Source organism: Bariatricus sp. SGI.161, from assembly GCF_050313695.1.
Taxonomy (GTDB): domain Bacteria; phylum Bacillota; class Clostridia; order Lachnospirales; family Lachnospiraceae; genus JAFBIX01.
Genome location: NZ_JBNPLX010000026.1, coordinates 24,230 through 36,931, shown reverse-complemented (window position 1 = coordinate 36,931; position 12,702 = coordinate 24,230). Strand labels below are relative to the sequence as shown.

Here is a 12,702-nt window from a genome sequence, read left to right as displayed (position 1 = left end):
CGGGGAGGACGCAAAGAAACTTCTTACCAAGCTGCAAACCAGAAACGAGCGCCTTTTCATGCTGACGTTCCTTGTGCTGAACGTGGCCGATACCAAACAGAAGTTGAGCAACGATGTGTTTCAGGCCGCCGGTGTGGCGCAGAAATACAACTGTTCCCTTGTCCGTCTGGACTACCAGCAGGAACAGGGCCTTGTGAGCAGCCTGCCGCTGGGCGTCAACCAGATCAAAATTCAGCGGGGCCTTACCACTTCCAGCGTGGCCGTGTTCGTGCCGTTTGTGACGCAGGAGCTTTTTCAGGGCGGCGCAGCCATGTATTACGGGGTCAACGCCAAGTCCCACAACATGATTATGCTGGACAGAAAACAGGCCCGGTGTCCTAATGGCCTGAAATTAGGCACCCCCGGCAGCGGCAAGTCTATGAGCTGTAAATCCGAGATCGTCAGTGTGTTCTTAACGACGCCTGACGATATTTTTATCTCCGACCCGGAGTCCGAATACTATCCGCTGGTGAAGCGGCTCCACGGACAGGTGATCCGGCTGTCACCCACCAGCCGGGACTATGTGAACCCGCTGGACATCAACCTGAACTATTCCGAGGACGATAACCCGCTGGCCCTGAAATCCGACTTTGTGCTGTCGTTCTGCGAGCTGGTCATGGGCGGCAAGAACGGGCTGGAACCCATTGAAAAGACGGTGATTGACCGGGCCGTGCGGGTGATCTACCGGCCCTATCTGGCAGACCCCCGCCCGGAAAATATGCCAATTCTGTCCGACCTCCACAAAGCGTTGTTAGATCAGCACGTCCCGGAGGCTGACCGTGTGGCGCAGGCCCTTGACCTGTATGTGTCCGGCTCCCTGAACGTCTTTAATCATCGTACAAACGTGGACATCGGCAACCGGCTTGTGGCCTTTGACATCAAGGAATTGGGCAAGCAGCTCAAAAAGCTGGGGATGCTCATTGTCCAAGACCAGATTTGGGGCCGCGTTACCGCCAACCGCAGCCAGGGCAAGGCCACATGGTACTTTGCCGACGAGTTCCATTTGCTTCTGAAAGAGGAACAGACGGCGGCCTATTCTGCTGAAATCTGGAAGCGGTTCAGAAAATGGGGCGGCATCCCAACCGGCGCGACGCAGAACGTGAAAGACCTGCTTTCCTCCCCGGAGATCGAAAACATTCTGGAAAACAGCGATTTTATCACTCTGCTCAATCAGGCGTCCGGGGATAGAAAAATCCTTGCGGAACGGCTCAACCTGTCGGCAGACCAGCAGAAGTACATCGACAATTCCGAACCCGGCGAGGGCCTTTTGATCTTTGAAAATGTGGTGCTGCCCTTTACAAACCCAATCCCCCACAACACCCAGCTTTACAAGATTATGACGACCCGGTTAAGCGAGGTGGTAAGCCAATGACCCCAAAACACAGCAAAGGAGGTGACGGCCATTGAAAGAGCTGAAAGCAAAGCCCAAGGTGACACAGGCCATGACCCGCGACGGACTGACGCTGGAAAATCAGGCCACCGGCGAGGTTGAGAACATTTCCAGCCGGGAGGCCGAACAGGACTATACCCCGGAGGCTGGCGGTACAGCGGAAAAGCTGCTGGAACGGGCCGACGATGCCCATGACCGGCATAAGGCCAAAAAGTCCGCAAAACAGGCAGCGGCCACCGCTGCCGAGGGGGACGCCGCCCTGCACCGGCCATCCTCCCGGCTCCAACTGACCGAGGAAGAACGGGCCGACCCGGATTTGCAGCCCTATATTCGCAAAGCAGATAAGAAAGCTGACAAGCTGGATGCAGCCCGTGACGCCATTCCGAAAAAGCGTGTTGTCGTAAAAGAAACGGTCTATGACGAGGCCACCGGCAAGGCCAAGAGCGCCCTGCGTTTTGAACAGCAGGACAAAGGGCCTCCCAAGTTAAAGCCCAACCCGGCAGGCCGTCCCGTTTCGGAGGCGCTGCTATTCGCCCACGGCAAAATCCACGAAGTTGAGCATGAAAACGTGGGTGTGGAGGGCGGCCATAAGGGAGAAGAACTTGCCGAGCGTCAGGCTGGCCGGGCCATCCGCAGCAGCATCCGGCACCACAAGCTGAAACCCTATTGGGCCGCAGAAAAAGCCGAGCGTCAGGCCCTTGCCGCCAACGCGGAGTATTTTTACCAGAAGTCCTTGCGGGATAACCCGGAGATCGCACAGGCGGCCACCAATCCCGTTTCCCGGTTCTGGCAAAAACAGCAGATCAAGCGCCAGTATGCCAAGGCTGCCCGGACAGCGGGCCAGACCGCAGGGGCGGCGGCACAGGGCGCAGCCAAGACAGCCGCATCCTCCACCAAGGCGACCAAGGCAGCCGCCGAGGAAAGCAAACGAGCCGCCTCCTTTGTGGCCCGTCACTGGAAAGGTTCGCTGGCCGTTCTGGTGCTGGGGCTTTTGCTGCTGATGGTTTTGACCGGCCTGCAATCCTGCACCGCCATGTTCGGCAGCGCCGGAAGCGGCATTGCGGCGTCCTCCTACTTTTCCGAGGACAGCGACATGCTGGCCGCCGAGGATGCCTACGCTACACTGGAAGCCGAGCTGCAAGCGTATCTGGACAACTACGAGGCCACCCATGACTATGACGAGTACCACTTTGACCTTGACAGTATCGAGCATGACCCCTATGTGCTAATCTCCATTCTGTCGGCGCTCCATGACGGACAGTTTACCATTGGAGAGGTGCGAAGCGACCTGCAAATGCTGTTCGACAAGCAATACATCCTGACGGAAACCGTTGTCAAAGAGGTGCGCTACCGCACGGAAACCCGGACAGGGACGCGGACGATCACAGACCCGGACACCGGCGAAACCTCAACCGAGGAATACGAGTATGAAGTAGAAGTACCGTATGACTATTACATCTGCACCGTGACTCTGGAAAACTTCAATCTGTCCCATGTGCCGGTCTACATCATGGACGAGGAAACCCTAAGTGCCTATTCCCTGTATATGTCCACGCTGGGCAACCGGCCCGACCTGTTTTCCGGCAGCCAGTACCCCCACGCCTCCACCCTGAAAGAACCGACCTATTATGACGTTCCCCCGGAGGCTTTGGAGGATGAACAATTTGCCGCCATGCTGAAAGAGGCCGAAAAGTATATCGGCTATCCCTATGTGTGGGGCGGCAGTTCCCCCAGCACCAGCTTTGATTGCAGCGGCTTTATCTCATGGGTCATCAATCATTCCGGCTGGAATGTGGGACGGCTGGGGGCGCAGGGCCTATACAACATCTGTACCCCTGTTTCCAGTTCGCAGGCCAAGCCCGGCGACCTTGTGTTTTTTGTCGGCACTTATGACACCCCCGGCGTGTCCCACGTCGGCCTGTATGTGGGCAATTCGGTGATGCTGCATTGCGGCGACCCCATTTCCTACACAAATCTCAATTCAAACTATTGGCAATCCCATTTTTACAGTTTCGGGCGTCTGCCCTGACGCCAGAAAGGAGTTTTGACTATGGCAAGTAAACTTGACCGCATCGAAAAGGACATCCAGAAAACCAAGTCCAAGATCGCGGAGTATCAGAAACAGCTTCGGGAGCTGGAAGCGCAGAAAACCGAACAGGAGAATTTGCAGATCATCCAGCTTGTGCGCGGCATGAACATGAAGCCGGAGGAATTTGCCGCGTTCCTGCGTTCCGGCGCAATGCAGGCCGCCCCTGCTGTCACAGCGTACCATGAACAGGAGGACACTGCCCATGAAGAATAAAACCAGACGAATTTCCCGGATTCTGCCCGCAATTCTGGCCGTGATGCTCTGCGTCACGGTCTTTCCTGTTACCGCCTTTGCAGGCGGCGCCGACCCGGCCCCGGAGCCTTTGCCGGAAGCTGCCGCCGAAGCAACCGGCGGCGTGGAGCCTGACACGGAGAAGCCCGATAAGACGAATACCGCAGCAGCAGGCAAAACGGAGGATGATAAAAGCAAGCGCTTGACCGGCAAGGAGGCCGCCGACCTGCTTTCCTCTCTGTTCGGCTCCAAGGTAAGCATCACTGCCACGGACGACGGCATCCAGATCACCACCAGCGGCGCGGAGGAAACCACACAGACCGGCACCGTGACTACGGGCGGCGGAAAGCTGAACGTCCGCACCGGCGCGGGACTTGATAAGACCGCGTTCACCCAACTTCCCAACGGAACGCAGGTGGAAGTGATCAGCACAGACGGCGATTGGGTGAAAATTCTTCTGCCGGAGCGCATTGGCTATGTCCATTCCGACTACCTGACCGTTAGCGACACCAAGACAGAAAACACCGGCGAGGGCAGCTTCACCCTCTCCCTTGATGAAGAAGAACTTGCCGCCCTGCTGGGGCTATTCACCGGCAGCCAGACCAGCGGCGGGAGCGCCGCCCTGACCCCAGACGGGAACCTGACGCTGATTGACGACATCGGCAGCACCACCCAAAGCGGCAAGCAGTTTATCACCGTGGAAACCAAGACCGGTAACGTCTTTTACCTGATTATTGACCGGGACGACGAGGGAAAAGAAACCGTCCATTTCTTAAATCAGGTGGATGAAGTCGACCTGCTGGCGCTGATGGAGGACGGCCAGACGGGGACGGCTGCTGTTGTCTGCACCTGTACCACCAAATGCAAGGCTGGGGCCGTCAATACGAATTGCCCGGTTTGTAAAAATAACATGAGCGAGTGTACCGGGCCGGAGCCGCAGGAAACCCAGCCACAGGAAACCGAGGCCCCACAGGAGGAACCGAAAAACAGCGGTTCCGGCGCTGGCGGCCTGATCGTGTTTCTTGTAGTAGCACTGGCTGGCGGCGGCGCAGCCCTGTATTACTTCAAGTTCAAAAAACCCAGGGCAGATACCAAGGGCAGCGACGATTTAGACGAGTATGATTTTGGCGACGACGAGGATTTGGAGGACGAAGCGCCGGAAACCGAAAATGAACAGGAGGACGAGGAATGAGTTATCAGTTGGTAATTGCAGAAAAAACGAGTGTCGCCCGCAGCATTGCGGGCGTGATCGGGGCCACGGAGAAGCACGACGGATATTTGCAGGGAAACGGCTATCTGGTGAGCTGGTGCATCGGGCATCTGGTGTCCTTTGCCGATGCGGGCCGGTATGACGAGCGTTTCAAGAAATGGCGTTATGAGGACTTACCCATTCTCCCGGAAACGTGGCAGTACATCATCACAGACGAGAAAAAGCAGCAGTTTGACATTCTGCGCTCCCTGATGGAGCGCCCCGACGTGACCGGCCTTGTGTGCGCCACCGACGCCGGGCGCGAGGGAGAACTTATTTTCCGTTTCGTCTACCAGATGGCAGGCTGTAAAAAGCCGTTCAAGCGCCTCTGGATTTCCAGCATGGAGGACAGCGCCATCCGGGACGGCTTTACCCACCTGAAACCGGGAACGGACTATGACCCGCTGTATCAATCGGCCCTGTGCCGGGCCAAGGCAGATTGGCTTGTGGGCATCAACGCCACCCGGCTTTTCTCCGTGCTGTACCACAAGACCCTGACTGTGGGCCGTGTCCAGACCCCGACCCTGAATCTGCTGGTAGAGCGCGACGCCAAGATCACAAATTTCAAGAAAGAGAAATATCACATCGTCCATATCGGTGTAGGCGGCGCGGACGCAGTAAGCAGCCGTTTTTCTGATGCTGCCGAAGCAAACACCGTCAAGGCGGCTTGTGCCGGAGCGCATGCCGTTTGTGCTTCCGTGACGCGGGAGAAAAAGACGGAACAGCCGCCCAAGCTCTATGACCTGACCACCTTGCAGCGGGAGGCCAACCGGCTCTTTGGCTTTACCGCCAAGCAGACCCTTGATTATGCACAAACGCTGTATGAAAAGAAACTGCTGACCTATCCCAGAACGGACAGCCAATATCTCACCGATGATATGCTGCCTGTGGCCGAAAGCCTTGTGTCCGGCCTTTGGGGGCTGGTGCCTTTCGCCAAGGGCCTGAACATTTCCCCGCAGTATGACCGCATCCTGAACAGCAAAAAGGTGTCCGACCACCACGCCATCATCCCCACCGCTGCATTTGTGAAACAGGGTTTTGACGGATTGGCCGAAAGTGAACGAAAACTGCTGTCCTTAATCTGCTGCAAGATGCTGTGCGTCGTGGCCGGGCCTTATGTGTATGAGGCTGTCACCGCCACATTCACCTGTGCCGGGAAAGAGTTTATCGCCAAGGGCAAGACCGTTCTTTCCCCCGGCTGGAAAGAGATTGACCGTCGTTTCCGTTTCTCCCTGAAAACCGATTCTGACGAGGACGCCGAGGCCGTGCGGGAGCTGCCGGAGCTTAAAGAGGGCCAGACCTTTTCGGACGTGGCTGCATCCGTCACGGAGCATTTCACCACGCCGCCCAAACCCTATACCGAAGATACACTGCTGTCTGCTATGGAACGGGCCGGGGCCGAGGATATTCCGGAGGACGCCGAGCGCAAGGGGCTGGGAACCCCGGCCACCCGCGCCGCTATTCTGGAAAAGCTGGTGCAGATGGGCTTTGTCCAGAGAAAGGGCAAGCAGCTCATTCCCACCAAGGACGGCATCAATCTGGCCGTGGTGTTGCCGGAGGCTTTGACCTCTCCCCAGCTTACCGCTGAATGGGAAAGCCGTCTGGCCGAGATCGCCAAGGGGCAGGCTGACCCCGACGAGTTTATGGCCGGTATTGAGGCTATGACGCGGGAGCTGGTGAAAACCTATTCCTGCATCAGTGAGGATAAGCAGAAATTGTTTCAGGCCGAGCGCGTGGCAATCGGGACGTGTCCCCGCTGCGGCGAGGCCGTCTACGAGGGCAGGAAAAACTACTACTGTGGAAACCGGGCTTGCCAGTTTGTCATGTGGAAAAATGACCGCTTTTTTGAGGAACGCAGGAAAGCGTTCACCCCGAAGATCGCCGCCGCGCTGCTCAAAGACGGAAAGGCCAAGGTAAAGGGCCTCTATTCCGCAAAGACCGGGAAAACCTACGACGGGACGGTGCTTTTAGCTGATACGGGCGGGAAATACGTCAACTACCGTATCGAGAAAAGAAGCTAAAACACTAACGTAGCAAGCATAGGGAGTGTAGCCACACTCCCGGCAAAATCCCTGACCCGGCGCACCTGCCGGGCCGGGGATTTTCTCTTTGGGGAAGCCCCAAACCCTTATATTATGTGAAAGACCTGCTAATAAAAGTCAAGTAGGGATTTCAAAATTTTAAGTTAGAGAAAAAGGCTACACAAAACCAGACCGCTAAGCGATTCAAAATTGAAACGGCAGTCGGCCAGAGAGGTGTTCAGTATGAGATCGGATCTGCGCTAGTGTGTTTAGATAAGCAGTCACCGAGGCGTAATAGATACGCAGGAACTTGTTGGCAGAAGCCATCATGTAGACCTTGTAAGGCTTTCCTTCGGAACGCTTTTTGTCCATGAATTGGTACACGGGTTCGTCCAAAGGGGCGCTTTGCAGATAAACGCCCATAACAAGGAACAAAGTTCTGCGCAGAGCGGCGGAACCCCGTTTAGAGATGCTGCGGCTGCGGATGTCCATTTGGCCGGACTGGCAAGGCGGGGCATCAATGCCGGCAAAGGCAACCAAAGCCTTCTTGGAGTGAAACCGGCGCACATCGCCAATTTCCGCCATAAGCTGCGGGCCGAGTGTGGGACCCACACCGAACATCTTCATGACGACAGGATATTCTGGCAAGGAAGCCGCTAAAGACTGCATCTCCTGTTTGAGTGCGGCCAGCGCAGCAGAAGTTGTCTGAAGTTGCATAACTGCCTGTTCTACTAAGAGTCTGGTCGTATCGTTTTGGGGCATAACGCCAATACAGCTGCCTGCTTTGGCGTGAATTTCGCGAGCCTTCTCTTGGCTGAAATTGTATCCATGTTTTCTACACCATTTCTGATATTTGGTAGAAAAAGATTTCAGGGATAACTCTGAAACGCACCGGCAATGCCAGAAGGCCGAGACGAAATCTACCCATTTCTCTCTACCATCGGCACGGGGTAGACTGCTGAATAGGCGATTGACCTCCGGGAATACGGCATCCAGCAAGGAAATCAGGCTGTTTTTCAACATAGTCTGCACCTTGGAAGACTGCTGGTACTGGCGGTAGCAGTTTTTCAAAAGTAGCCGGGTATCTTCCTCCGGGACATACCTGGGCAGCGTAAGCCAGTGGTCAAGCCCGTAGTTGGCCAGTTTCACAGCGTCCTTCTTGTCTGTCTTGGCTCGTCTTAAACTGTTGTTCCCGTAGTCATGCACCAGCATTGCATTGACCACGGAGACATAAAGCCCTGCATCGTGGAGCAGCCAAGCCACCGGTGTATGGTAATTACCCGTTGATTCCATTACCACACGGGTCTCGCCGTCCAGACTTTTGAGCAGCTTTGCCAGCTCGTTCAGTTCACTGGCGGTGTGCCGCACTTCAAAGGGTGAGACCACTACCTCTCCAAAGGGGCGCATGACAGCGATCATGCTTTTCCCCTTGGAAACATCGATGCCAACGCAGTTCATTCACATTCCCCCAATACAAAGAATCCGCAACCGGAATCCATCTTTTCTCGCTGCCGATTCAATCTATTGCGTGACACGAACTCTCCGGCATCCGGTGGCTCAACCTGCTCAAATCGAACGCTGCAACAAGAGGATGGCTGACAGTCTTTCACACGGACATGCAAGCCCAAGGAGTGATAGGTCAGCCAGTTGCTCCTCTCATTGTAGCTTAGGCACGAGATGGAGGGAAAGCCGGACTGGCTGCCCGGCTTTCCTGTCCAAATTTATTGTAATAGGAGCGATTCAATGAGCGAAGTGTTTTCTGTACTGCTTCATAACCGACAGCGTTATGAGCAAGGCAAAGAGGGCCTATGGTTTTCTCTGCCGACCACAACCGAAAAACTGCAAGCAGCCCTGCGGGAAATCGGAATCAGCACCGACAATCCACAGGACTTTTTTCTATACGGGTATAGAAGCCCACAGAAGCGACCTATTAAGCTGCCCCGTGATATGGTGCTGTCCGCAGGCATGGATGAGCTGAACTTCCTTGCCGCAAGATTGGAAAAGCTGGACGCCACCGAACTTACGGAGCTGAACGCCGCCCTGACAAGCCCGCAGAGTGATTTTCACAATATCGGCCAGATTATCGACTATCCCGAAAATGTGGACTTTTATGTGCATTTGCCGGATGTCACCGGCACAGGACAGTTGGGCGACTACTATCTAAACCGTTCCGGCATGGTGGATATGCCGGAGGAATGGAAAGCTGGGATTTTCCTGCCCCGTTTTGGCCTGCATATTGCCAACACAGAGCATGGTGTTTTTACCGATTATGGCTATCTGGTAAAAAGCGGCGACGAATGGCAGCGCGTCCATGAGGGACAGCCAGTGCCGGAGGAATACCGGGTGATGGCCTATCCTGCGCCGGAAATTCTGCGGGAAGAAAGCAAAGTGCAGCCGGAGGCGGCAGCCCCCGCAAAGGCCCCGCAGCCTGTCACCCCCATTCTCTTAAACGGCCAGAACAGCGCCGAGCGCATGAAAGAGATCACCGACCGGCTGGAAACCGGCATACAGGAGCTTTTCGAGAGTGAACGCTACAAAGCCTATCTCACCACCATGTCCAAGTTCCACAGTTACAGCTTCAACAACACCCTCCTGATTGCCATGCAGGGCGGACAGCTTGTGGCGGGCTACAACAAGTGGCGGGACGATTTTCACCGCAATGTAAAGAAAGGCGAAAAGGCCATCAAGATACTGGCCCCGGCCCCGTTCAAGGCAAAAAAGGAAGTGCAAAAGCTGGACGCACAGGGCAGGCCGGTGATGGGAAAGGACGGAAAGCCTGTTACCGAAATACAGGAAATACAGGTTCCGGCCTTTAAGATCGTTTCCGTCTTTGATGTGAGCCAGACCGAGGGGGAACCGCTGCCCTCTATCGGCGTGGAAGAGCTGACCGGCAGCGTGGAACGCTACGGGGAGTTTTTCAAGGCGCTGGAACAGACCTCCCCGGTTCCCATTGGTTTTGAGGACATTCCGGGCGGTTCCCACGGCTACTACCACCTGACGGAAAAGCGGATCGCCATTCAGGAGGGCATGAGCGAATTACAGACCCTAAAGACGGCCATCCATGAGATCGCCCATTCCAAGCTCCACGCCATCGACCCGGAAGCCCCGGCCATTGAGCAGGCCGACCGCCCCGACAGCCGCACCCGCGAGGTGCAGGCCGAAAGCGTGGCCTATGCCGTCTGCCAGCACTACGGGCTGGACACCTCCGACTATTCCTTTGGCTATGTGGCCGGTTGGAGTTCCGGCAAGGACTTGAAAGAGCTGAAAGCCTCCCTTGAAACCATCCGGGCCACCGCCCATGAACTGATTAGCACCATTGACGGCCACCTTGCCCAGCTTCAGCAACAGCGGCAGGCCCAGCAGGAACAACCGAAGGCCGCGCCGCTGGAACAGGCCGCCGAGCAGCCAGACCCGGACAGCGTATTTTCCAAGCTGTCCCCGGAGCAACAGCAGGAAATGACCGACAGCGTAAAAACCATGCTGCAAACCCTCATTGACGCGGATTTGAAATCCACCGGCGAAGTGTCGCAGGGAACCAAGGAAGCGGCGCAGGCGCAGGGCTTTACCATTGCCGGGGATGGAACACTGGAACAGGCCAAAGTCCCGCAGGAGGCCGCCTACCGTCTGGAAAGCGGCGATTACCTGTATATCCAGACATCGGAAACCGGCTATGATTACACGCTGTACGACCCCGACTACAAGGAACTGGACGGAGGCCAGCTTGATAATCCCGACCTGTCCCTTGCGGAAGCCGGAAAAGAAATCCTTGCCATCCATGAGCTACCGGCTGGGGCAATGGAACCCCTGACCGGCGACAGGCTGGATGATTTTCTGGAAGCCGCTGAACAGACCAACGCCATTCCCCAGCCGCAGGCGTGGAACGGGATCGACGGACTTTTGAATGGGAAACCGTTCATGCCTGAGGCGTCCCCGGCTGACCGGGCCGCCGCCCTGATGGAGCTGGCAGAGAAAAACGCCCCGCGTCTGGGCAGCGAGGAACGGCAGTTGATCGTGGCCTATGCCGAGGCCGTGGGCGATACTGACAAGGTGATCGGGCTTATCAACCGCCTGTGTGAACAGGGCTATGAGCTGCAAAAGGGCCAGATGGATTCTTTTGTGAAAAGCGAGATCGAAAGTGAGATTGCCGTTGCCAACGCCCAGCGGCAGATCGCGCAGAATCCGGCAGCGGAGCCGGTTGTCACGATCCTTTGGAGTGAAAGCCCCCATCTGAAAGACGGCCAGCAAATGCCGCTGCATGAAGCCGAGGCCGTTTTCAAGGAGCTGGACAGCGCCAGACGCCATGAACGGGAGCAGCCGGGCTATACGGGCCATTGGTACGACAAGACCAAGTTCCGCATTGACTTTACCATGCAGGGCCAGCCGGACAGCTACGAGGGACGGCAGGACTTTGGCGACGGGGACGGTTCCCTGATCCAGCATATCCGGGGCTATCACGAATACTACGCGCAGGATGAAAGCTGGAAAAACCATGTGCTGCACCATGAGGGGCCGGAGGCATGGGAGGCGGACAAGGCCCAGCGGGATATGCTGCTGCATGAGTTTGTCCCGTATATGGAGCTGCATTGCAATCTGGCAGCTATGGAGCAGGAGGCCCGGCGTCCCCTACGATCCGGGGAAACCCTGACGCCGGAACAGACCGCTTATTTCAACGCGGTTTTGGACTATGTAAAGGAGTGCCGCCCGCTTCTCAATCAGGGCCAGTACCACTTGCCGGAGCCGCCGCAGCTTGCCGATTTCGACCAGAGCTTGCAGGACTATAAAAAACAGATCGAGGCAGAGCTGGAACAGGAGGCCGCCGCTGTCGGGCTGACGGTGGAGGAATATGTTGCCTCTGACTATGAGGCCCCGGCGCAGCCCAACTTTTCCATCTACCAAGTGCCGCCCGGCCCGGAGGGACGCGACTTCCGCTACCGTTCCTATGAGGACTTGCAGGCAGATGGGCTTTCGGTGGACAGGAAGAATTACCAGCTTGTCTACACCGCGCCGCTGGACAAGGACACTACGCTGGACGAGATTTACCGCCGCTTCAACATAGAACATCCCGCCGATTACAAGGGACATTCCCTCTCTACGGGGGATATTGTGGTGTTCCGGCAGGATGGGAAACAGACCGCCTATTATGTGGACGAGGGAGCCGACTACCGGCAGGTGCCGGAGTTTTTCGCCCAGCCGGAAAAGCAGCTCACGCCGGACGTGTGCATGACCGGCGAACAAATCCAGACGCCGAGGGGCCGTTTCTATCTGACCGACAGGAGCCGGGAACAGATGGAGGCCGCCGGGTATGGATTCCACCACCAGTCGGAGGACGGCAGGTATCTTATTATGGCAAACGGCACAAGGGCCTTTGCCATCCCCGCCCAGCCAGAAAGCCATATCAAGACGGCGGAAATGTCCACCGAACAGAACTACAACATGATCGACGGCATGATGAACAACGCCCCGTCTATGGAGGAACTGGAAGCAAGGGCGAAAGCCGGGGAACAGATTTCCCTTTTGGATGTGGCCGAGGCAGCCAAGGCGGAGGCCAAAAAGCCCAAGCAGACCCGAAAGACAACGCAGAAACAAAAGAAACCGTCCATCCGGGCGCAGCTTGCCGCCGCCAAGGAGGAACAGAAAAAGAGGCCCCCGGCGCGGGAAAAATCAAAAGAAATGGAGGTATGAG

At 56.4% G+C, this 12,702-nt stretch carries 6 protein-coding genes and 2 pseudogenes; 7 read left to right on the top strand and 1 reads right to left on the bottom strand.

The genetic code is table 11. The features are described 5' to 3' along the window. The 6 genes and pseudogenes from ACQRBH_RS13740 to ACQRBH_RS13715 form a co-directional block, all read left to right on the top strand. Nucleotides 1-1,411, top strand: a 1,411-nt coding sequence (locus tag ACQRBH_RS13740) for a VirB4-like conjugal transfer ATPase, CD1110 family (RefSeq protein WP_427762137.1), incomplete at its 5' end; no start/stop codon positions are given. A 31-nt stretch (nt 1,412-1,442) separates the two neighbouring features. Continuing rightward, nucleotides 1,443-3,458: a C40 family peptidase gene (locus ACQRBH_RS13735; RefSeq protein ID WP_427762134.1), complete on the top strand. Its 2,016-nt coding sequence runs from the start codon at nt 1,443-1,445 to the stop codon at nt 3,456-3,458. A 21-nt stretch (nt 3,459-3,479) separates the two neighbouring features. Continuing rightward, a complete protein-coding gene (locus ACQRBH_RS13730; RefSeq protein ID WP_427762132.1) occupies nt 3,480-3,731 on the top strand; it encodes a DUF4315 family protein in 252 nt (83 codons plus the stop codon). Then, nucleotides 3,700-4,236, top strand: a pseudogene (locus ACQRBH_RS13725) (SH3 domain-containing protein); the annotation flags it as partial. The gene ACQRBH_RS13730 and the pseudogene ACQRBH_RS13725, both read left to right, overlap by 32 nt. A 135-nt stretch (nt 4,237-4,371) precedes the next feature. Then, nucleotides 4,372-4,941 (top strand): annotated as a pseudogene (locus ACQRBH_RS13720) (DUF4366 domain-containing protein); the annotation flags it as partial. Beyond that, nucleotides 4,938-7,019 (top strand): DNA topoisomerase 3, encoded by a 2,082-nt coding sequence (locus ACQRBH_RS13715; RefSeq protein WP_427762130.1) that lies wholly within the window; start codon nt 4,938-4,940, stop codon nt 7,017-7,019. The pseudogene ACQRBH_RS13720 and the gene ACQRBH_RS13715, both read left to right, overlap by 4 nt. A gap of 204 nt (nt 7,020-7,223) precedes the next feature. Here the strand turns inward: ACQRBH_RS13715 and ACQRBH_RS13710 are convergent, their stop codons facing one another. After that, nucleotides 7,224-8,477, bottom strand: coding sequence for an IS110 family transposase (locus tag ACQRBH_RS13710; RefSeq protein ID WP_427762127.1), 1,254 nt, complete (start codon nt 8,475-8,477; stop codon nt 7,224-7,226). A 294-nt stretch (nt 8,478-8,771) separates the two neighbouring features. On the opposite strand from ACQRBH_RS13710, the gene ACQRBH_RS13705 reads away from it, so the two are divergent. After that, the gene (locus ACQRBH_RS13705; protein WP_427762140.1) at nt 8,772-12,701 is read left to right on the top strand and encodes an LPD25 domain-containing protein; all 3,930 of its coding nucleotides are present in this window, start codon (nt 8,772-8,774) and stop codon (nt 12,699-12,701) included. Nucleotide 12,702 lies beyond the last annotated feature (1 nt).

What these genes read in the sequence shown, in the direction of transcription:
- ACQRBH_RS13730 (WP_427762132.1), top strand. Translation starts at nt 3,480, where the DNA reads ATGGCAAGTAAACTTGACCGCATCGAAAAGGACATCCAGAAAACCAAG.
- ACQRBH_RS13715 (WP_427762130.1), top strand. Translation starts at nt 4,938, where the DNA reads ATGAGTTATCAGTTGGTAATTGCAGAAAAAACGAGTGTCGCCCGCAGC.
- ACQRBH_RS13710 (WP_427762127.1), bottom strand. Translation starts at nt 8,477, where the DNA reads ATGAACTGCGTTGGCATCGATGTTTCCAAGGGGAAAAGCATGATCGCT.